The sequence below is a fragment of the Vibrio sp. DNB22_10_4 genome, from assembly GCF_052879755.1.
In genome coordinates, this window is record NZ_JBNNXW010000004.1 from 238,338 (window position 1) to 260,242 (window position 21,905).

Consider the following 21,905-nt stretch of genomic DNA (forward strand, 5'->3'; position numbering starts at 1 on the left):
CCTTTACCACATCTTGAGCGCTAAACTCTAGCCTCACTCACAAAAAATAGCCTGCAACTATGACAGCTTCAAAAATCAAATTCATCGCAACCGACATGGATGGAACCCTGTTAGACGAACAAGGCCAGCTTCCTACGCAGTTTCCTGCGTTATTTCAAAGGCTAAAGTCTCAAGGCATTCTGTTTGCTGCGGCGTCCGGACGTCAATATTATAGCTTGCGTGATACCTTTGCGGACTACCAAGACGAGATGCTGTTTATCGCTGAAAATGGCACCATGGTTATGCATCAAGACAAAGAGCTGTATAGCTGCACGCTCGATTCAGCCTCTGTGCCTGACATCATTTGCCAAGCCCGTGCTATCTCTGACGCGTTTATTGTGCTGTGTGGTAAGAAAGGTGCCTATATCGAAACACAAGATCCAAAGGCGCTGGCAGAAATCAGTAAATATTACCACCGCTGTCAATATGTCGACGATTTGCTGAGTGTGGAAGACGAATTTATTAAAGTTGCTCTGCTTCACTTTAATGGCTCTGAGGCTCACATCGATCCGGTGATCCGCCCAGCATTTGGTGAAGATTTTCAAGTCGTGGTTAGCGCTAAGATTTGGCTCGATGTCATGAACAAAGTCGCATCAAAAGGCGCGGCCATTCGCCACCTACAGCAAACCATGAACTTTACTTTTGAGCAGACTATGAGTTTTGGTGACTACTTTAACGATGTGGAGATGTTGAAGGAGAGTTACTACTCTTACGCGATGGAAAATGCCCATCCAGGCGTCAAAGAGCTTGCCCGTTTCTCTGCACCGAGCAACACAGAAGATGGTGTGATTAAAGCGGTCAATGCCTTTCTTGATGCTGAGCTTTCTATCGCCAAATAGAAGCCAGACAAACCGGTTCACTGTGTAAACAAAGAGCATGGTAAAAAAAGAGCATGCCCAGGCATGCTCTTGTTATTTTTGCCAGCGCTCAGCGGCCTGTGCGTCGGACTCACGAGACTCAACCCATCGAGTTGACTCTGTCGTACGCTCTTTCTTCCAAAATGGCGCCTTGGTCTTCAAGTAATCCATAATGAATTCGCACGCTTCAAATGCTGTACCTCGGTGAGCACTGGAAACACCAACAAATACGATTTGGTCACCCGCATCGAGATCGCCTACGCGGTGAATAACTCGAATACCATTAAGCATCCATCTCGTTTCCGCTTCATTGCAGATTTTTTCTAATGCGCGTTCCGTCATTCCCGGATAGTGCTCAAGCGACATGCCTTTCACATCGTCGCCCAAGTTCATATCACGTACTTTGCCCGTGAACGTCACTATTGCACCCGATGCACTGCCCTCTGCCAGTGCCTCATACTCAGCACCTACTGAGAAATCTTGTTGCTGTACCGATACGCGAATCGTCATATCAGCCACCAGTTACCGGAGGGAAAAAGGCAACTTCATCACCATCACTGACGGCTGTCGTCAGCGGGACAATGTCTTGGTTTACCGCAGCCAATAACTTGCCAGAATCAAGCGCCAAGTCCCACTTGCCCTCTTGCTTCGCTAAGTGAGCACGGATGGCTTCGACCGTGTCAAAGCCGGCATCAAGTTCAAGCTCGTCGACACCAACCAGTTCGCGAGTTTGAGCAAAAAACAGTACTTTGATCATGATTCCACCTTAAAGTGACCTGACTTACCGCCGGTTTTTTCTAGCAATCGAACGCTGTCGATCACCATGTCTTTCTGTACCGCTTTGCACATGTCATAAATCGTCAATGCCGCGACGGAGGCTGCAGTCAGAGCTTCCATTTCTACGCCCGTTTTACCCGCTAGCTTACACACGGATTCGATGCGTACTTTGTTTTCACTTTCCAGCGCTTCTAGCTGCACTTCCACTTTAGAAAGCAGTAGCGGATGACACAGTGGGATCAAATCCCAGGTTTTCTTCGCCGCTTGAATACCCGCAATACGTGCGGTAGCAAACACATCTCCTTTGTGATGGTTGCCAGAGGTAATCATTTTCAGCGTTTCCGGTGCCATATGCACAAACGCTTCTGCACGTGCTTCGCGAACCGTCTCAGCCTTAGCTGAAACATCGACCATGTTGGCCTCGCCCGATGCATTAATATGTGTAAATTCCGACATGGCTAACCCCGACAGTTACTTAGTTAGGTGAGGCATGAAGTTACAAGGGCGATGACTTGCATCGAGTTGCTGCTTAATGATTTTCGTCCAACCCGTGCGACACGCACCTGTTGAGCCAGGCATTGCGAAGATAACCGTGTGATTAGCAAAACCAGCAATCGCACGTGACTGAATAGTCGACGTACCAATCTCTTCGTAAGATACCGCGCGGAATAGCTCACCGAAGCCTTCTACTTGCTTATCGAAAAGAGGAACCAACGCTTCTGGAGTGCTATCACGAGAGGTGAAACCTGTACCGCCAGTGATCATCACTGCTTGAACGCTTTCGTCAGCAACCCACTGTGAAACCACAGCGCGGATTTGGTAGATGTCATCGATAACGATTTTTTTGTCCGCCAGCGTATGACCCGCTTCTTGAAGGTTTTCAGCTAGGTAGCGACCTGATGTGTCGTTCTCTTCTGTACGTGTGTCTGAAACGGTTAGCACTGCGATATTCGCAGGCACAAATTTGCTCTCTGCGTGACCCATGATTTTCACCCTATAAAAACTGTAAACATTAAAATCGGCGACGCGAATTAGCCGCCGATGGATGCCAAGTGAGGCGTCATTCCTGAATTGCCATCATGTAGGAAGTGACTGACCGACTTGGTCTGTAATTGTGCTTGAATGCGCTCGATTAGCGCCTGCTCCTGCGCGTCTTCTTGCAGTAAGTCTCGCAGCTCTACACCATGCTCGCCAAACAAGCATAAGTGCAGCTTACCCATTGCAGAGACACGCAAGCGGTTACAACTTTCGCAGAAGTTTTTCTCGTATGGCATGATCAAACCAATCTCGCCTTTATAATCGGCATGCACGAATACTTGAGCCGGGCCGTCGTTGTTTTGACGCGCTTTAAGTATCCAACCGTTAGCGATGAGTTGATTGCGTATGTCCACACCTGAGACATGATGATTTTGAAACAGCTCGTCCATTTCTCCGGTTTGCATCAGCTCGATAAACCTAAGTTGGATAGGACGATCTTTGATCCAGTTAAGAAACGACGGCAGCTCTTTGGCGTTGAGATCTTTCATCAACACCACATTGACTTTGACCTGCTCGTAGCCGATCTCAAACGCGCGATCGATACCCGCCATCACCTCGGTAAATTTATTCTCACCTGTAATTTGGTGGAACATACGAGGATCAAGACTATCAACGCTGACGTTAATATGAGTCAAACCCGCTCGCTGCCATGTATCAACTTGCTTTGCCATACGATAACCGTTAGTTGTCGTAGCAACTTTGCTGATGCCAGGCGTATTCGCGACCGTTTCAATGATCTGAGGGAAATCCTTCCTAAGACTAGGCTCACCACCAGTAATGCGCACCTTTGACGTGCCACAATCTGCGAACGCAGTGACAACACGCTTTATTTCAGGCAGCGTTAAAAAGGCTGGTCTTTTTTGACCAGGCGGTTTGTAGCCATCAGGGAGGCAATATGTACATCGGAAATTACAGACATCTGTAACCGACAAGCGCAAGTAATAGAACTTGCGATGGAATTTATCTTCGAATTGTTGCGCCACGGAACACCTTTCCAAACACGGGAGGCGTGATCATTTCCAATCAAGCCCTTGTGACCAAATGTCACTGGCTCAACACGCTTATCTTGATTGATATTACATCAGAAGACTTAGCGTCGTGAGCTCGGAGTTATGGCAATTAGCGATATGAGTCGCTAACAGCGTGTGAGTAAAATACTCAATAACGACAGGGTTTTCCAGCTTTGCAATCAAAAAACCTTATCTATTCGTCATTTTTATTATAGTTGAGTATCGCAAATGAACAATTTACCCTATGTTACGAAAACTAAGTAACACAAAAGTAGAATAAGATGAGCAACTATTCATCAAAAAAAATCGTGGCGATCGGTGGCGGTCACGGCTTAGGGCGCATGTTGGCTGCGCTGAAAGACTTCGGCTCTAATGCCACTGGTATTGTCGCAACAACTGACAATGGCGGCTCCACCGGCCGTATTCGAGAGTGCCAAGGTGGCATTGCTTGGGGCGACACTCGCAACTGTATCAATCAGCTCATTACCGATCCGTCTATCGGTTCAATGATGTTTGAGTACCGTTTCAAAGGCACGGGCGACCTGAATGGTCACAACCTTGGCAACCTTATGCTTACCGCACTGGATAACTTATCCGTCCGCCCTCTCGACGCAATTGAGCTGATAAGAGACTTGCTTAAAGTCGATGTTAATATCATCCCAATGTCTGAGCACCCTTCTGATCTCAAAGCACTTTCAGTAGAAGGGAAATGGGTTACGGGTGAAACCTCCGTGGATGAAATGGAGCAAGACCTACAGCGTCTTGATTTAGAACCTGTCGTTCCTGCGACTAAAGAAGCGGTCGATGCGATTCTCCAAGCGGACTGTATTGTGCTTGGCCCTGGTAGTTTTCTGACCAGTATTATGCCGCCGCTTTTGCTTGCTGATCTCAGCCAAGCCATTAACAGTAATACCAAAGCCAAAGTGGTGTTTGTTGAGAACTTATCACCCGAGTATGGCCCGGCTGGACGAATGACGCTGGAGCAAAAACTGCAATGGTGTGAGCGAGCTCTGCATGGCAGAAAACTCGATGTTATTTTAGGTGAGCAGGCTCACCCAGATATTTGCTCACGCTGGAACTGTATGACTCAACCTCTGGCCTCACCCAATCGTGATTGGCGCCATGATAGGAATAAACTCAAACAAGCAATTGAGTCGCTGCTGCAATAAGCTCAATGTGATTCACTTGGACTTTCCAATAAAAGCCTCATACTCAGTCACTTAGAGCTAGTTGGGGCTTTTTGTATACGAGGTAAGTATTCACTCACAGTTCCTCACTGCTATTCTGATAAAAACCCTACTTAGTTAACAATTGCTAACCAAGCAAATTGTTGCGTTGCCATGAATGCATCACTCTAGCATCACAACAATCAAAATAGCGAAGTGCCGACATGAACCAGTACGTGAATGACCCATCCAATTATCAACTGCTGATCAAGAACCTCCTTTTCTCCCCCGTTGCTTTTGATCCAGACCAAGAAATCATCTACGCCAATTACCGTCGCCACAGTTATCAGACCTTTCATGATCGCGTGAGGCAACTTGCTAACGCCCTAACCCAAATGGGCGTAAAAAAAGGCGATACAGTGGCAGTAATGGACTATGATTCTCACCGTTACTTGGAGTGCTACTTCGCTATTCCTATGATTGGCGCCAAGCTGCATATGATTAACGTGCGCCTCTCTCCAGAGCAAATTCTCTATACCATCGACCACGCAGAAGACGATGTCCTGCTCATCCATGAAGAATTTTTACCAATCTTGGATCAAATCAAAGGACGTATCGACACCATCAACGATTACGTGATACTCCGTGATGAAGGAGATTGTGAATATGAGCAGCGATTGGCGGCGCAACCTAACGAATTTGACTTTCCTGACTTTGATGAAAACACAGTCGCTACCACCTTTTACACTACAGGTACGACAGGGATGCCAAAGGGGGTGTTCTTTACTCACCGTCAATTGGTGCTGCATACCCTAGGGATTCTAAGCTCTCTCGGTACCAATGCGGTTCAAGGCCGGCTGCATCAAGGCGACATCTACATGCCTATTACGCCAATGTTTCATGTTCACGCTTGGGGTCTACCTTATATGGCGACCATGCTTGGCATCAAACAGGTCTATCCGGGTAAATATGTTCCAGATGTGTTGCTTGGCCTTATTGAACAAGAAAAAGTGACCTTCTCACACTGCGTACCCACCATCTTGCACTTGCTACTCAACTCACCCAAATCTTCCTCAATGGATTTATCGGGATGGAAAGTCGTCATTGGCGGCGCCGCATTGCCAAAAGCACTTTGTCAGGCTGCATTAGCACGCAATATTGATGTCTTTGCCGGATATGGCATGAGTGAGACCGGTCCAATCCTGTCGATAGTGCAACTCACACCTGAACATCTTGAAGAGGATATGGATACTCAAGCGGAGTACCGGGCGAAAACCGGTAAAAAAGTCGCGATGGTCGAAGTTGAGATCGTCGATGAACAAATGGAGCCACTCGCACACGATGGCGAAACCACAGGCGAAATTGTCGTTCGAGCCCCGTGGCTTACACCGAGCTACTACAAAGACAATAAGAACTCGAAGGCGTTGTGGCGAGGTGGTTACTTACATACTGGCGATGTGGCAACTATCGACCAAGAAGGGTTCATCAAAATTACTGACCGCGTGAAAGATATGATTAAAATCTCAGGTGAATGGGTCAGCTCCCTTGAACTTGAGGACATTCTCCATCAACACAAAGCCGTGTCTGAAGCCGCTGTGATTGGCATGCCGCACAATAAATGGGGCGAAGTTCCTCTGGCTCTGATCACGCTAAAACCTGAACAAACGGTGACGGAAAAAGAGCTTTTAGGATTTGCAAAGGGCTTTATCACCAAAGGTATCCTCGCCCGCGAAGCGCTACTAATGAAGATTAAGTTTGTCGATACCATTGCTAAGACCAGCGTTGGTAAAGTTGATAAAAAAGAACTTAGAAAATTGTATCTATAGAGCGCTGCTTTAACGAGCTAACATAAAAAATGCAGCCTCTAAGGCTGCATTTTACGTTTGGTACCTTTGATGCGCTAGGCTTCTATCGTCTCGAGGTAGCTAATATAAGTGGTATGTGTGTTAGCAAGCAGCGCAAGCACTTGGTCAATCAGAGCTTGATCTTCCACCAGTTCGTTTTGCTTCGATTTCGCATCTATTTGGATCGCAAGTTGGCATAAAGGCTCAGCACCAAAACTGGCAGCGCTGCTCTTGAGTGCGTGGCATATTTCCGCCAGCAACTCCATTTTGTCGCTAAGTACGCCTTCACTAAGCTGACTTTGATACGTCACCAACTCACCAGTGAATATTCCAAGTAAAATAGGAATATTACTCACGCCAATTTCGTTAGTAAGCTGCTCAACTCGGTCTTGATTCATAAACGTCATGCTTTGGTCTCACTCGCATTCCATGCTTGGATTTTTCTATAAATGGTCGATGGACTTACGTCCAGGTACTTTGCCGCCTGTGGGATGTTGCCATCACAAGCCTCAATGGCCTGTTCAATGGTACGTCGCTCAGTTTGCCACAGCGGCACAATATCTTGTGGACCAAATGACGAGACCGTGATCGATGATGCGGTTGGTTTCATGACGATCAAAGGCTCATTCAACGGTGGCGGCAGCATATCTAACGTGATTTCTTTACCGTGGTTAAGTACCACGACATTGCGCAACACATTTTGCAATTGACGCACGTTACCTGGCCACTCGTAGTGGATGAAGCGTTCAATCACATCTTGAGAAAAGCGCACAAAGCTCTTCCCTTCCTCATGCGACATGAAACCCAATAACGAGTAGGCAATTTCAATGACGTCTTCTTCACGATCACGAAGCGGTGGCAGGTGCAATGGGATCACGTACAAACGGTAGTACAAGTCTTCCCTAAACCGCCCTTCTTGTACCTCTTTCCAAGGGTCGCGGTTGGTCGCACACACAAAGCGCACGTCCACTTTCTTCATGCGCGAAGAGCCCACTTTTTGGAAAGTACCGGTTTGGATAAAGCGCAGCAGTTTGGTTTGCAGTTCGAGATCCATCTCGCACAGCTCATCAAGAAACAATGTACCGCCATCAGCAAGCTCAGCCGCACCTTGTCTATCAACCGCTGCGCCAGTAAAGGCGCCTTTGACGTGACCAAACAACTCACTTTCAATCAGATCTTTCGGGATAGCCGCACAATTAATTGCGATAAATGGTTTATCACCGCGTTTACTCGCAGCGTGAATGGCTTCGGCACATACCTCTTTACCGGTACCACTCTCACCCGTAATAAAAATACTGGCTTTACTGGATGCGGCGGAATCGATAGTGCGATATACGGCTTGCATCGGCTGGCTACTGCCGATAAAACCTTGATAGCTTGGGCTACCCGTATCGTTGATTTCATCGCGCAGTTTAGACGCTTTGCGAATCGCATTGGTTACTGTTACGCGCAGACGGTCAGCTTCACAAGGCTTAATCAAAAAGTCTTGGGCACCGTGCTGCATCGCATCGACGGCGATATCAATAGAACCGTGCGCCGTCATAAAGATGATAGGCACGTCTGGATGAGATTGTTTCACTGCGTCCAAAACATCCATCCCCGTCATATCGGGAAGACGCAGATCAAGAAGTATCAGATCGGGTGTCCGATGCTGTAAGCTTTGAATCGCATCGCGGCCATTGCCTACGATATTGATATCAATCCCCAATGGAGAAAGATACGAGCGATATAAAGCTGCAACGGAGGCCGTATCTTCTACCATCAGTAAGTAGCGAGACTTCGGCTCGTCGAATAAAGGTTGCATAAATCCTAGCTAACTGTTGTTTTATTATGTTTGCTTTATCTGGTTACTCTATAAGCATATTCGCATTTTGCAATTATTGATTAAGAAAAACCATTTTTATTTTACTGCTTAAAGCTTGAGCAGCCTACCAGACTGCTCAAAGCTTGTTAACTGTTAGCGATGAAGTGTTGTCTAAGTTTTTCTATTTCATCACGTTTTTCTGCAGCTAGTTCAAATTCTAAGTTCTGAGCGTGTTGATACATTTCTCCTTCGAGCTTGAGAATTTGTTTTTCGAGATCTTGTGAGGATAGCGCCACATACGCTTGAGAAGGCTCTGCGACCTTAGAAAGTGGTACCTGTTTGCCTTTCTTCGGCTTACCACCTTTGACTGCACCACCAATTTCCATAATGTCTTTGATGTTGCGCTTAAGCGCAGTGGGTACCAGCCCCATTTTTTCATTGTAAGCATGCTGCTTTTCACGGCGGCGCGAAGTCTCATCGATGGCTTTTTGCATCGACTTGGTGATACGGTCGCCATACAAAATCGCTTTGCCTTTGATATTACGCGCGGCGCGGCCTATGGTCTGAATCAAAGAGCGTTCTGAGCGCAGGAAACCTTCCTTGTCAGCATCAAGGATCGCCACCAGCGACACCTCTGGCATATCCAAACCCTCTCGAAGCAAGTTGATCCCCACCAGCACATCAAATTCACCCAAACGTAAATCGCGAATGATCTCGGTACGTTCAACAGTATCGATATCTGAGTGCAAGTAACGAACCTTAACGCCGTGCTCACTGAGGTATTCAGTCAAATCCTCTGCCATGCGTTTGGTAAGAGTCGTCACCAACACACGCTCATCGATCGCAGCGCGAGCTCTCGCTTCGGAGAGCAAATCATCTACCTGAGTCGCAACAGGACGTACTTCAATTTCTGGATCCAAGAGACCCGTCGGACGCACCACCTGATCGGCTACGTCACCGTTAGATTTCTCTAGCTCATAAACACTTGGTGTTGCAGAGACAAAAATGGTTTGCGGCGAAATCATCTCAAATTCTTCAAACTTCATTGGACGATTGTCCAACGCCGAAGGCAAACGAAAACCAAACTCCACTAGCGTTTCTTTTCGAGAGCGGTCACCTTTATACATTGCGCCAATTTGTGGCACGGTCACGTGTGACTCATCAATAATGAGCAACCCGTCTGCTGGCAAATAATCGAATAGTGTCGGAGGCGGCTCACCCTCTTTGCGACCACTCAAGTAACGAGAGTAGTTCTCGATGCCTGAACAAAAGCCAAGTTCGTTCATCATCTCAATATCAAATTGGGTACGCTGAGAAATACGCTGCTCTTCAAGTAGCTTATTGTTTTCTTTTAGATAAGTTGCACGGCTGGTAAGTTCTTTTTTGATCTCTTCTATCGCATCTAGAATACGTTCTCGCGGCGTTACATAGTGGGTTTTCGGATAGATGGTGTAACGCGCGATATCGCGTTGGGTAATCACACCCGTTAACGGGTCGAAAAGACTGATGCAATCAATTTCATCATCGAACATTTCAAGGCGTACCGCTTCTTGATCCGATTCAGCAGGAAAGATATCGATAACTTCGCCACGTACGCGAAATTGGCCACGTTCAAACGCAACGTCGTTACGGGAATATTGCAGCTCTGCGAGTCGAAGTAAGATATCACGTTGGTCGATCACCGCACCGCGAGTCACGTGAAGCATCATTTTTAAATACGAATCGGGATCGCCTAGGCCATAAATGGCAGATACTGAAGCGACAATAATCGCATCTTTGCGCTCAAGCAGAGCTTTGGTCGCCGACAAACGCATTTGCTCGATGTGAGCGTTCACTGACGCGTCTTTTTCAATAAACGTATCTGTGGTCGGTACATACGCCTCTGGCTGGTAATAATCATAGTAAGAAACGAAGTACTCAACCGCATTGTTCGGGAAGAAGGCTTTCATCTCACCATAAAGCTGTGCGGCGAGGGTTTTGTTTGGTGCCAACAAAATAGCGGGTCTTTGCGCTTGGGCAATGACGTTCGCTAACGTGAAGGTTTTACCGGATCCGGTTACCCCTAGCAAAGTTTGGTGGGCGAGACCTGAATCCAAGCCATCGACTAACTGCGTAATCGCGGTAGGTTGATCTCCTGAAGGTTTGTAATCAGAAACCAATTCGAAGTGTTTTGCCATCTATTTGTATCCCTTATCTGCAACCCTACTATTTGAGCGCTAGCGCTATCAATTTGCAACCTAAAGCTCGCCTTTATACGTGCAATTTGCTATTGTGTGCACCCAAGCAAAACCCACGTCTACACCCAGCGTTTCAAACCATCCACGGTTTTTCCCCAATCAATCCTAGCTTAGCTGTTAATAATAATATTCTCATTTTTGATACTCCAAACCCCAGCTTTTAAAAGTCATTATATTTCAATCACATAATTGACAATTTATTCAGTTATTCACACCCCATCAAATGAGTAATTACTCAATTCAACATTCTCTACAGCGCAATTAACACATTTATCCACAATTTTGGTGGATAAGTAAAACAACCTTATGAGCAATAAGGCTCTCAGGAAAGTAAAGTTTTTTTTGAAGTTTTTTTTGCAGTGATTTTTCATAAAAACCATTGACTCATACATCCAGGGTAGCTAAGATTCGCCCCGCTTTAAGCAATTCCCCCTTAGTTCAGTTGGTAGAACGGCGGACTGTTAATCCGTATGTCGCAGGTTCGAGTCCCGCAGGGGGAGCCAAATTTAGAATAAGCCGTGTCGTAAGACGCGGCTTTTTCGTTTCTAAGCGACAGAAATCCCTACAGGATTTTATGCCGCAGAGCTCGCCGCCCGCGTACGAGTCCCGCAGGGGGAGCCAAATTTAGAATAAGCCGTGTCGTAAGACGCGGCTTATTCGTTTCTAAGCGACAGAAATCCCTACAGGATTCTATGCCGCAGAGCTCGCCGCCCGAATCCGGTCGACCACGTTCCAGTCCCGCAGGGGGAGCCAAATTTAGATTAAGCCGTGTCGTAAGACGCGGCTTTTTCGTATCTGAGTCTCACAAACTCCTTCCAAATAACAGCCTTTTTGTCTGCTCCCACTCCCCCAATTCTGTACGTCTTTTTTTGTTTTTAGCCCGAATGCCTATACTTTTCGTACAAACGAGCAAAACCATAGATTTCACAGGTTGTTATTCACCGCTCAAAACTGGATAATATCGGGATCGGAGCTCTTTACACTTTTTATTATGACCGAATATCTTTTGTTGTTGGTGGGCACAGTACTCGTCAACAATTTCGTACTGGTTAAATTCCTTGGATTATGTCCATTTATGGGCGTATCTAAAAAACTTGAGACGGCCATCGGCATGGGTCTTGCGACAACATTCGTACTGACTTTAGCCTCGGTATGCGCCTACCTTGTTGAAACCTATGTTCTTGTGCCTCTGGGTATCCAATACCTGCGAACGATGAGTTTTATTCTCGTTATCGCCGTGGTGGTGCAGTTCACTGAGATGGTGGTTCACAAAACCAGCCCTACCCTATACAGGCTACTCGGTATCTTCTTGCCGCTGATCACGACCAACTGTGCTGTGCTGGGTGTCGCGCTGCTCAACATCAATGAAAACCACAACTTCATAGAATCTATCATCTATGGATTCGGCGCAGCCGTTGGTTTCTCTTTGGTACTGATCCTGTTTGCTTCAATGCGTGAGCGTATTGCCGCCGCCGATGTACCAGCGCCATTCAAAGGTGCCTCTATCGCAATGATTACCGCAGGACTCATGTCTCTTGCGTTCATGGGCTTTACAGGGTTGGTGAAACTATAATGAGTACCATCCTTATTGCCATCGTTGCTGTTGTTATCCTAGCGGGTCTGTTTGGCGCCGTTCTAGGCTTTGCCTCTATTAAATTCAAAGTTGAAGCTGACCCTATTGTCGATCAAATCGACAGCATTCTGCCGCAAACTCAGTGCGGTCAGTGTGGTTACCCTGGTTGTCGCCCTTACGCTGAAGCGATTGCTAATGGCGATGCGATCAACAAGTGCCCTCCGGGTGGTCAACCGACGATTGAAAAGCTTGCAGACTTAATGGGTGTCGAAGTCGAAGACTCTGCGCACGATGCCGAAAAATCGATTAAAAAAGTCGCTTTTATCCACGAAGACATGTGCATTGGCTGCACAAAATGTATTCAAGCGTGCCCGGTAGACGCCATTGTCGGTGGCACTAAAGCACTGCACACGGTTATCAAGGATGAGTGTACCGGCTGTGACCTTTGCGTTGCGCCGTGTCCAACTGATTGTATTGAAATGATCCCGGTAGAAACCACCGCGGATACATGGAAATGGCAAATGGATGCTATCCCTGTCGTCAACATTACCGAACCAACGACAGAACTAAGCGGTAAGTAGGGAGCATTATGTTATCACTCATCGAACAAATTAAATCAGGCTCCCTTTGGGACTTCCCTGGCGGTGTGCACCCGCAAGAAAATAAGACACAGTCTAACCGCAATGAGATAGTGCGTGCTGCTGTACCGAGCGAACTCGTCATTCCTCTAAAACAGCACATTGGTAAGCCAGGCGACCTATTGGTTAACGTTGGCGATAAAGTACTTAAAGGTCAGCCGCTAAGCCAAGTCAACGCGGCCTTCATGTTGCCTGTTCATGCGCCAACGTCCGGCACCATCAAAGCGATTGAACCTCGCACTATTGCTCACCCATCGGGTTTGAATGATCTATGCATTGTGATTGAAGCGGATGGCGAAGACACCTGGACTGAGCTTTCTCCTGTCGAAGACTACCGCGCACTTGAGCCAGACGCGCTCATCGAGACCATTCGTCTTGCCGGTATCTCAGGTATGGGCGGCGCAGGCTTCCCAACAGCGAAGAAAATTCAATCGGGTTTACAGCGCACTGAAATCTTGATCCTCAACGCCGCTGAGTGTGAGCCTTACATCACGGCAGATGACCGCTTAATGCAAGACTGCGCCGATGAAGTAATTGAAGGTATCAATATCCTCAAGCACATGCTTAAGCCAAAGCTGACCATCATCGGTATTGAAGATAACAAGCCTGAAGCAATAAAAGCATTAGAGAAAGCCGCTGAGAACGAAGACATTGTGATCCGTGTGATCCCAACCAAATACCCTTCTGGTGGTGAAAAACAGCTCATCAAGATCTTAACCAATCTTGAAGTGCCAGTGGGTGGCATTCCTGCCGATATTGGCCTTATGGTACAAAACATCGGTTCTGCGTTCGCAATCAAACGAGCCGTTTGCCAAGGTGAGCCACTCATTGAACGTGTCGTTACCCTCACAGGTAAAACCTTCAAACAACCACGTAATGTTTGGACGCGCATTGGTACGCCAGTTCAAGCGCTGCTTGATGAGTTTGGTTACAAAGCAGATAAGAAATCACAACGTCTTATTATGGGTGGTCCAATGATGGGCTTTACCCTGCCGCATGCCAGTGTCCCTATCACTAAAACGGCGAACTGTATTTTAGCCCCAATGTTTCGCGAGATTGATCCTCGCTCTCACGAGATCGCCTGTATTCGTTGTAGTCAGTGCGCCGAAGCCTGCCCCGCATCTTTGCTTCCACAGCAATTACAGTGGTACGCAAAATCGCAAGAATACGACAAATGTGAAGAGCTGAACCTTAAAGACTGTATCGAATGCGGTGCGTGTGCGTTTGTTTGCCCAAGCGAAATCCCGCTGGTTCAATACTATCGCCAGGCCAAAGCCGAAATCCGCATTCGTAAACAAGATGCCGATGCAGCTGAACGCGCGAAAGTCCGTTTTGAAGAGAAAAAAGCACGCATGGAGCGTGACAAAGCAGAACGTGAAAATCGATTCAAGAAAGCCGCCGATGATCGCCGCAAACAGATGAGTAAATCTGATGGCGACGACGCTATCGCTGCTGCCATTGAGCGCGTTAAAGCGCAGAAAGCCAAAACTGAAACCACTAGTGAAGTGAAACCAGCGGTCGCTGCAGCGATTGCCCGCGCTAAAGCTAAGCAGGCGGAAGCCGCTAAACAAGGTCAAGCAGAGCCAGACAATTCAGAAATGGCTAAACTGCGCGAAGAGCGTAAGCGTCAAGCCAGAGAGCGTAAAGCTGACAAAGCGTCAGCGCCAGAAAACGCGACTGCAGAAACCAGCGCAGATGTCGATCCGAAGAAAGCTGCGATTGCTGCAGCCCTAGCTCGTGCGAAAGCCAAGAAAGCTGCGCAGCAGCAAGATGCGCCTTCTGATTCAGGCAGCCAAGAAGCGAAAAAAGAGGCAGTGGCCGCCGCGATTGCCCGTGCGAAAGCACGCAAACAAGCAACTCAAACTGATCCGTCAGAATCAGAAAGCGAAACACCAACTTCTGAGTCAGACGATTCAAAAAAGGCAGCAGTCGCTGCTGCAATTGCTCGTGCCAAAGCTCGCAAACAAGCCGGTAAAGCTGAGTCAGAAGAAGCGAAAGACGAAGCGCCAGCGTCTGAGGCAGACGCTCCTAAGAAAGCTGCAGTTGCTGCCGCTATCGCGCGCGCTAAAGCTCGTAAACAAGCTGCTCAGGTTGAGCCGGAAGAAGCGAAAAGCGAAACGCCAGCGTCTGAAACAGATGATCCGAAGAAAGCCGCAGTAGCTGCTGCTATTGCGCGCGCTAAAGCTCGTAAACAAGCTGCTCAGGTTGAGCCGGAAGAAGCGAAAAGCGAAACGCCAGCTTCTGAAACAGATGATCCGAAGAAAGCCGCAGTAGCTGCTGCTATTGCGCGCGCTAAAGCCCGTAAACAAGCCGCTCAAGCTGAAACTGAAGAAATGGCAAGCGAAACGCCATCTTCTGAAGCGGAAGATCCGAAGAAAGCTGCTGTTGCTGCGGCGGTTGCACGCGCTAAAGCTCGCAAGCAAGCGGCTCAAACTGAACCTGAAAAAGTAGAATCAGCACAAGCTGAACAACCTAAAGAAGTGGCTACTGAGACGACAACGTCGGAATCAGACGATCCGAAAAAAGCCGCAGTCGCTGCCGCGATTGCTCGCGCAAAAGCTAGAAAACGCCAACAAGAACAAAATAAGGAGAACAACTAGTGTCGTTCTTTATTGCTAGCTCTCCACATGCTCATAGTCGTAAACGTACGCCGGATCTGATGAAAGGTGTGGCGCTGTGTGCGCTGCCAGGCCTTGTCGCTCAGACCTATTTCTTTGGTTGGGGCACGATTATCCAACTCGCGCTGGCGATTGTTGTTGGGCTGGGACTTGAAGCTGCGGTCATGCTGCTTCGCAAACGCTCCCCTGCTCTAGCGCTTCGTGATTACAGTGCTTTGGTTACCGCTTGGCTTCTTGCTATTGCCATCCCACCATTGTCTCCATGGTGGGTAGTAGTCATTGGTCTACTATTCGCTATCGTCATCGCGAAACACCTTTATGGTGGTCTGGGTCAGAATCCATTTAACCCAGCAATGGTGGCCTATGTTGTGTTACTTATCTCTTTCCCTGTAGAGATGACAAGCTGGATCACGCCAATCTCTATCTCAAACGAACCCGTTGGTTTTGCTGACGCTTTCTCGCTGATTTTCGGTGGCTTTGATATGGATGGCTACTCACTACAGCAGATCCGTACTGGCATTGATGGCATTACAATGGCAACGCCGCTTGATGCATTCAAAACAGGCATCAGTAATGGCAACACCATGGGTGAAGTTCTAAGCCAGCCCATCTTTGGCAGCCTCGCTGGCATTGGTTGGGAATGGGTAAACCTAGCCTATCTGCTCGGCGGTTTGGCACTTCTCAAGTTACGCATTATCCAATGGCACATACCGGTGGCGATGTTAGTGTCTCTGACTGTAGTCAGCGGCTTCTTCGCCATGATATGGCCTGGCGAAACAGGCTCACCTTTGCTGCACCTGTTGTCGGGTGCGACTATGCTTGGTGCGTTCTTTATTGCGACCGATCCGGTTTCTGCATCGACCACAGTAAAAGGTCGTTTGATTTTTGGTGCCTTCGTTGGCTTGATGGTTTTCATCATCCGTACTTGGGGCGGTTTCCCAGATGGCGTCGCCTTTGGCGTCCTGCTTGCCAATATGTGCGTACCGCTTATCGATTACTACACCAAACCAAGAACTTACGGGCACTGATATTATGTTGAACGCAATTAGAAAAAACGGCTTAACACTGGCTATCTTTGCTTGTGCATCAACCGGTGTCGTTGCCGTCACCCAATATCTGACCAAAGATCAGATCTTGCGCCAAGAACGCGCACAGCTGCAAGCAACGCTGAATGAGGTCATCCCTCATGAACTGCATGACAACGAACTATACGCCGCTTGCACCTTGGTCAGCGATCCGGCACTTGGCACCACGGCAGCGCAGCCTACTTACATTGCGACCATCAACAATGAGCCAAAAGCTCTTGCCATTGAAACCATCGCACCGGATGGTTACAGCGGCGCAATCAAGCTCATCATTGGCGTTGATGTTGACGGAACTATCTTGGGTACACGTGTATTGGCACACCAAGAAACGCCAGGACTGGGCGATAAAATCGACCTTCGAATCACCGATTGGATCTTGGGTTTCTCGGGCAAGCAAGTGACCGAAGACAACATGAATGAGTGGGCAGTCCGCAAAGACGGCGGCCAGTTCGACTCGTTCACTGGCGCAACTATCACGCCAAGAGCGGTGGTCAATGCGGTCAAAAATACCGTGGAATACGTGAACAACAATCGCGACTCCATTTTAAACCAGCCACGTAACTGTGGAGGTGAGTAATGACAACCTCAAAAGAACTTCTTAAAAATGGCATGTGGGATAACAATCCAGCTTTAGTACAGTTGCTTGGTCTGTGTCCTCTGCTTGCGGTTTCATCCACCGTAACCAACGCCTTAGGCTTAGGACTCGCAACACTATTGGTATTGGTTGGCTCCAACGTGACAGTCTCTTTAGTTCGTGACTACGTGCCAAAAGAGGTGCGTATTCCGGTGTTCGTAATGATCATTGCAGCGTTAGTAACCTGTGTTCAGCTATTGATGAACGCATACGCCTATGGCCTTTACTTATCATTGGGTATTTTTATCCCGCTTATCGTGACCAACTGTATCATCATCGGCCGTGCAGAAGCGTTCGCCTCTAAAAACGCGGTTGGTCCTGCTGCTCTCGATGGTTTTTGGATGGGCATGGGTATGACCTCTGCGCTGGTTGTGCTTGGTGCGATGCGAGAGTTAATTGGTAACGGTACCCTGTTTGATGGTGCCGACCTGCTACTAGGTGACTGGGCGGCAGCCCTTCGTATTGAAGTGTTCCAGTTTGATAGCCAGTTCTTGTTGGCATTGTTGCCACCAGGGGCGTTTATCGGCGTTGGCTTCCTGATTGCTCTCAAGAACGTCATCGATAAGCAAATCGAACAGCGCCAACCAAAACAAGAAAAACCAGAGATTGAACGCGCTCGCGTTACCAACTAAAGCTTTTCATGCCCGAGATTTTCGGGCATTTTTATAATAAAAACACACTGGATACTCAGACACTGAGTACAAGCAATCAGCGGAAGAATTAGTCAGCAAATGAACAACACCAAAAGAAAAGAGATTCTAGAGCGGCTTCGCGAAAACAACCCCAAACCAGAGACTGAGCTCAACTGGAGCTCGCCATTCGAACTGCTGATCGCGGTTCTACTCTCGGCGCAAGCAACCGATGTCAGTGTGAACAAAGCCACTGATAAACTCTATCCGGTTGCGAATACACCAGAAGCCATGCTAGCGCTTGGTGTTGATGGCGTGAAAGAGTACATCAAGACTATTGGTCTGTTTAACTCCAAAGCCGAGAACGTCATCAAGACCTGTAAGATCCTTATCGAAAAACACGGCAGCGAAGTCCCAGAAAACCGTGAAGCATTGGAAGCGCTACCTGGTGTGGGACGTAAAACCGCCAACGTGGTACTCAACACCGCCTTTGGTTGGCCAACCATCGCCGTAGACACCCATATCTACCGCGTCTCAAACCGCACTAAATTCGCGATGGGCAAAACCGTCGACGATGTGGAAGAGAAATTACTCAAAGTCGTTCCAAAAGAATTTAAGCTTGATGTGCATCACTGGTTGATCCTTCACGGACGCTACACCTGTGTCGCCCGCAAACCGCGCTGCGGCAGCTGCATTATTGAAGATCTCTGCGAATTCAAAGAAAAAGTCTATCCAGACAATTAATATTAAGGAGCAATGTTATGTCTAACGGCCGTATCCTTCACACTATGCTACGTGTAGGTGACCTAGATAAATCTATCTCGTTCTACACCGACGTCATTGGTATGAACTTGCTGCGCAAAAATGAAAACACCGAATACAAATACACCCTAGCTTTCTTAGGCTTTGGCGATGAGTCTGAAGGTGCAGTCATTGAGTTAACGTACAACTGGGGCGTCACCGAATACGACCTAGGTAGCGCATATGGTCACATCGCTATCGGCGTAGACGACATCTACACTACATGCGACGCCATCAAAGCTGCAGGTGGCAATGTTACCCGTGAACCAGGTCCTGTTAAAGGCGGTAGCACTCAAATTGCCTTCGTCAAAGACCCAGACGGCTACATGATCGAATTGATTCAGAACAAGCAAGCTAGTGCGGGCCTTGAAGGTTAAGTGATAATATCATCAAGCTGAAACAACAAAGCCAGTGGGAATGACCACTGGCTTTTTTATGTCCGCTATCCAAACTCTCTGACCATTAGACGCCGCAAATACTTCCAGCACCAAAGAACGTTCTCCCCCTGAACACCATAGCCCATTGCCATGCTGAGAAACTCAACATAGGGGGAGTTAGAGGGGGTATTGGTCGTCTATGCTCGAGTAATTTTTGTATCTTTAGACTCTGATATCTACTTTGCGCTAACTCACTATTGCCCCATTCTGTGTTGGTGAAAGCAACCATCATCAACCACTATCCACGGTTTTTAGATAGATTATCTAATAACTATTCGGGAGGTGTAGCGATCCGACATTGCTTCAACTAGAATCGCCCGCAATAGTTCTAATGAATGACCAAAAATGGAAAAATCAATAATCCTGCTTTTAGCGCTCTATCTTCTCGTTCCTTCTATTTCGTTTGCTGCCACCATAGATTTTGCTTCAGCCGAAAAGGCGATAAAGATGCAAGAAGAAACCCTCTCCGCTCGTATTGGTGTTGCTGTTTTGAATGTTGAAAACGGAGCACTATATAGTTTTAGAGGTGACGAACGCTTTCCATTGACTAGCACGTTTAAATCTATTGCCTGTGCAAAATTACTCTATGATGTTGATCACAAAAGAAATGAACTAAGCAATACTGTTGAGGTTATCAGCGATGACCTTGTTACTTATTCTCCAATATTAGAAGCATACGTCGAAAAGGAGATTACACTAGGTGATTCTTGCCAAGCCACGATGCTAACAAGTGACAACACAGCAGCAAATATTGTTATTGAGTCAGTCGGCGGTACAGAAAGTATTACAAGTTTTTTACGAGATATCGGCGATATGAATACTCGTTTAGATCGTGTTGAACCCGAACTGAACGAAGCATTACCAGGCGACCTAAGGGATACGACAACACCTATATCTATGACAAAAACCTTAAGTGAGCTGCTATTCGGGACGGTACTTTCTCAAGACAGTCGTGTGCAATTAGTCGATTGGATGAAGAGAAATGAAGTGACAGGCAACTTACTGCGTTCTGCATTACCTTCTGGCTGGGAAATTGGAGACCGTTCAGGTGCTGGCGGTTTCGGTGCAAGGAGTATTACTGCTGTAGTTTGGCGAGACAAACAATCTCCGCTCATTGTTAGCATTTATGTTAGTCAGACTGATGCTTCAATGGATCAGCGCAATCTGGCAATAGTCGAAATAGGCAAATCGATTTTCGATCTCTTCACTGATGGCACCCAGCCATAATCATAAAATTCAGAGATGGTAGTGGACTCCAACTCTAAATAACTTCTGTCCAAAAGTAATTTAAACCTAAATAAGTAACTAACAGCGCACCTTTTGACTTTCAGCACGCGCGTTAGGTAGATTCCGCATCAAGTGCGGAATGACGACAAATTTGAAACCTGCATTGTCGAGACCATCGAGCCCCAAGCTCAAGGCAGCGAGCAGGTCACCTCTTAACACCACTCCAAAAAACAAAAAAACCAGCAGCCTCACAACTACTGGTTTCCAAAACTCCAACGTCAAACACCCCCTAAACCTCAGTCCGCCCAAACGAAATTACCACCCTTTGGTTCTTCGCTTTACCCACTGGCGATGCATTACTCGCGATAGGCCTGCGCTTACCATAACCCTGCACCTGAATGCGGTCTTTCGGCAACCCTAAAGAGTGGAAGTAGTCCTGTAAAATCGTCGCACGTTTTTCCGATAACTGCTGGCTTTCACTCTTCGATTCTGAAGAATCAGTAAAGGTCGACACTAAGACTAAATCGATGTCTTGGTTGTAGCGCACGTACTCAGCAATCTGCTGTAAACGATGTTGCGAGGTCTTATTGAGCTGCTCACTATTGCGGTCATAGTGCAAGATAGTGAAAGAAATATCTTCAAAGCTGTACGGAAGCAAGTTAGCGACACAATCACTAAACACATTGTATTTGACTTGAAACAGCACAGAAGATAACGACACTTCGATGCGCTCGTCTCGGCTTTGCCAATCTTGGTAGCTAAACGTTGGATAGCGACCTTTTTCAAGCTCACTCAGGATGCTCCAAGCGGCTTGCCCACCTACGTAACCGTCGAACTGTTTAAAGAACTGCAAGTTGGTGATGCGGTCAGCGCTGTCGCCTGGACGCCATGGTGGTGGCATCGACACTAAACTTACATTGCGCGTTTCCCCCATCGAGCGGCGCATTTTAAGTTCAAAATCGAGGTTCTTCTTTTTGCTAGCGCGAGCGACGAATTCCGCATCGCCAAAGTTTGGGATCGGATGTACAAGGCGGCACTCAAGCGGTGTGTTACTTACCATTTCCCACTGCGACTGAGTGGGCGTTGCCACATAGCGCTTTTCCATTGCCGCATCCGCCATTGGGATTGCCAGCGTTGGCAGGAGTAATGTTGTAAGTAAAGCTTTTAATTTCATACAGATAGATAACTCGATAGCATTTGCATTAGCGGCATGTCCTTGCCGCCAAAGCATTTAGATGGATCTCCGTATAGGTTATTGCAATTTCCCCGCCAACATAGCGCTTATAAAAAACAAAGCGCTCGTTTCGTGATTGCGCATCTCAGACAAGATAGACTCTGACTACTTTTTGTACCGACTTTGTTCAACCAATATCTTAGACGAACCTTAGTTATTGAACCAAAGCCATGAGTACTTGCTATCAATAGCCGTATAGAAGGCAAATTAAATGCCCGGTTTAGTTTTTTATGCTGACATAATCTGCAATAATGCCC

The 21,905-nt window shown here is 47.3% G+C and carries 21 protein-coding genes, 1 tRNA gene and 1 riboswitch; of the genes, 13 read left to right on the top strand and 9 right to left on the bottom strand.

Features of this window, described 5'->3' with window-relative positions; genetic code table 11:
* Nucleotides 1–59: 59 nt before the first annotated feature.
* Nucleotides 60–878: a Cof-type HAD-IIB family hydrolase gene (locus ACVA6Q_RS13805; protein ID WP_446647884.1), complete on the top strand. Its 819-nt coding sequence runs from the start codon at nt 60–62 to the stop codon at nt 876–878.
* A 72-nt stretch (nt 879–950) separates the two neighbouring features.
* Here ACVA6Q_RS13805 and moaE read toward each other — a convergent pair whose 3' ends face one another.
* From moaE to moaA, 5 genes are all read right to left on the bottom strand, one after another.
* On the bottom strand, nt 951–1,406 hold the full coding sequence (gene moaE, locus ACVA6Q_RS13810; RefSeq protein WP_446647885.1) for a molybdopterin synthase catalytic subunit MoaE: 456 nt from the start codon (nt 1,404–1,406) through the stop codon (nt 951–953).
* Between the two features lies 1 nt (nt 1,407).
* Entirely contained in the window at nt 1,408–1,653 is a 246-nt protein-coding gene (gene moaD, locus ACVA6Q_RS13815; protein WP_446647886.1) for a molybdopterin synthase sulfur carrier subunit, read from the bottom strand.
* Nucleotides 1,650–2,129 (bottom strand): cyclic pyranopterin monophosphate synthase MoaC, encoded by a 480-nt coding sequence (moaC, locus tag ACVA6Q_RS13820; protein ID WP_042502300.1) that lies wholly within the window; start codon nt 2,127–2,129, stop codon nt 1,650–1,652. The genes moaD and moaC overlap by 4 nt, the downstream gene beginning before the upstream one ends.
* A 15-nt stretch (nt 2,130–2,144) precedes the next feature.
* The gene (gene moaB / locus ACVA6Q_RS13825) at nt 2,145–2,657 is read right to left on the bottom strand and encodes a molybdenum cofactor biosynthesis protein B (RefSeq protein ID WP_446647887.1); all 513 of its coding nucleotides are present in this window, start codon (nt 2,655–2,657) and stop codon (nt 2,145–2,147) included.
* A gap of 47 nt (nt 2,658–2,704) precedes the next feature.
* Nucleotides 2,705–3,694 carry a GTP 3',8-cyclase MoaA gene (moaA, locus tag ACVA6Q_RS13830; protein WP_338164914.1) on the bottom strand — a complete coding sequence of 330 codons (990 nt, stop codon included), beginning with the start codon at nt 3,692–3,694 and terminating at the stop codon, nt 2,705–2,707.
* Nucleotides 3,683–3,833: riboswitch (molybdenum cofactor riboswitch) on the bottom strand. (Overlaps the previous gene by 12 nt.)
* Nucleotides 3,834–4,002: 169 nt before the next feature.
* Here moaA and ACVA6Q_RS13835 point away from each other — a divergent pair.
* Both ACVA6Q_RS13835 and ACVA6Q_RS13840 read left to right on the top strand, forming a co-directional pair.
* Nucleotides 4,003–4,890, top strand: coding sequence for a YvcK family protein (locus ACVA6Q_RS13835; RefSeq protein ID WP_418642055.1), 888 nt, complete (start codon nt 4,003–4,005; stop codon nt 4,888–4,890).
* A gap of 221 nt (nt 4,891–5,111) precedes the next feature.
* A complete protein-coding gene (locus ACVA6Q_RS13840; RefSeq protein ID WP_446647888.1) occupies nt 5,112–6,713 on the top strand; it encodes a long-chain fatty acid--CoA ligase in 1,602 nt (533 codons plus the stop codon).
* Nucleotides 6,714–6,787: 74 nt separating this feature from the next.
* On the opposite strand, the gene ACVA6Q_RS13845 is transcribed toward ACVA6Q_RS13840, so the two are convergent.
* The 3 genes from ACVA6Q_RS13845 to uvrB form a co-directional block, all read right to left on the bottom strand.
* Complete coding sequence (locus ACVA6Q_RS13845) at nt 6,788–7,138, bottom strand: Hpt domain-containing protein (RefSeq protein WP_353496676.1); 351 nt, start codon at nt 7,136–7,138, stop codon at nt 6,788–6,790.
* Nucleotides 7,135–8,535, bottom strand: a complete 1,401-nt coding sequence (luxO, locus tag ACVA6Q_RS13850; RefSeq protein ID WP_446647889.1) for a quorum-sensing sigma-54 dependent transcriptional regulator LuxO — start codon at nt 8,533–8,535, stop codon at nt 7,135–7,137. Before luxO ends, ACVA6Q_RS13845 begins: the two co-directional genes overlap by 4 nt.
* Before the next feature lie 146 nt (nt 8,536–8,681).
* A complete protein-coding gene (uvrB, locus tag ACVA6Q_RS13855; protein ID WP_446647890.1) occupies nt 8,682–10,712 on the bottom strand; it encodes an excinuclease ABC subunit UvrB in 2,031 nt (676 codons plus the stop codon).
* Nucleotides 10,713–11,199: 487 nt separating this feature from the next.
* On the opposite strand from uvrB, the gene ACVA6Q_RS13860 reads away from it, so the two are divergent.
* The 10 genes from ACVA6Q_RS13860 to bla all read left to right on the top strand — a co-directional run bounded on the left by ACVA6Q_RS13860 (nt 11,200) and on the right by bla (nt 20,414).
* Nucleotides 11,200–11,275 (top strand) — tRNA-Asn (locus ACVA6Q_RS13860).
* A gap of 488 nt (nt 11,276–11,763) precedes the next feature.
* Entirely contained in the window at nt 11,764–12,345 is a 582-nt protein-coding gene (rsxA, locus tag ACVA6Q_RS13865) for an electron transport complex subunit RsxA (RefSeq protein WP_042476631.1), read from the top strand.
* Nucleotides 12,345–12,926, top strand: a complete 582-nt coding sequence (rsxB, locus tag ACVA6Q_RS13870) for an electron transport complex subunit RsxB (RefSeq protein WP_446647891.1) — start codon at nt 12,345–12,347, stop codon at nt 12,924–12,926. Before rsxA ends, rsxB begins: the two co-directional genes overlap by 1 nt.
* Before the next feature lie 8 nt (nt 12,927–12,934).
* Nucleotides 12,935–15,583, top strand: coding sequence for an electron transport complex subunit RsxC (gene rsxC / locus ACVA6Q_RS13875; protein ID WP_446647892.1), 2,649 nt, complete (start codon nt 12,935–12,937; stop codon nt 15,581–15,583).
* Nucleotides 15,583–16,629 (top strand): electron transport complex subunit RsxD, encoded by a 1,047-nt coding sequence (rsxD, locus tag ACVA6Q_RS13880; RefSeq protein ID WP_446647893.1) that lies wholly within the window; start codon nt 15,583–15,585, stop codon nt 16,627–16,629. The genes rsxC and rsxD overlap by 1 nt, the downstream gene beginning before the upstream one ends.
* A 4-nt stretch (nt 16,630–16,633) precedes the next feature.
* Nucleotides 16,634–17,263 (top strand): electron transport complex subunit RsxG, encoded by a 630-nt coding sequence (gene rsxG, locus ACVA6Q_RS13885; RefSeq protein ID WP_446647894.1) that lies wholly within the window; start codon nt 16,634–16,636, stop codon nt 17,261–17,263.
* The gene (locus ACVA6Q_RS13890) at nt 17,263–17,952 is read left to right on the top strand and encodes an electron transport complex subunit E (protein WP_112480530.1); all 690 of its coding nucleotides are present in this window, start codon (nt 17,263–17,265) and stop codon (nt 17,950–17,952) included. Before rsxG ends, ACVA6Q_RS13890 begins: the two co-directional genes overlap by 1 nt.
* Nucleotides 17,953–18,051: 99 nt before the next feature.
* Nucleotides 18,052–18,693 carry an endonuclease III gene (nth, locus tag ACVA6Q_RS13895; protein WP_112480531.1) on the top strand — a complete coding sequence of 214 codons (642 nt, stop codon included), beginning with the start codon at nt 18,052–18,054 and terminating at the stop codon, nt 18,691–18,693.
* Nucleotides 18,694–18,710: 17 nt separating this feature from the next.
* Nucleotides 18,711–19,127: a lactoylglutathione lyase gene (gloA, locus tag ACVA6Q_RS13900; RefSeq protein ID WP_446647895.1), complete on the top strand. Its 417-nt coding sequence runs from the start codon at nt 18,711–18,713 to the stop codon at nt 19,125–19,127.
* 417 nt (nt 19,128–19,544) lie between these two features.
* A complete protein-coding gene (gene bla, locus ACVA6Q_RS13905) occupies nt 19,545–20,414 on the top strand; it encodes a class A beta-lactamase (protein WP_268681265.1) in 870 nt (289 codons plus the stop codon).
* 289 nt (nt 20,415–20,703) lie between these two features.
* On the opposite strand, the gene motY is transcribed toward bla, so the two are convergent.
* Complete coding sequence (gene motY / locus ACVA6Q_RS13910) at nt 20,704–21,534, bottom strand: flagellar protein MotY (RefSeq protein ID WP_446647903.1); 831 nt, start codon at nt 21,532–21,534, stop codon at nt 20,704–20,706.
* Nucleotides 21,535–21,905 lie beyond the last annotated feature (371 nt).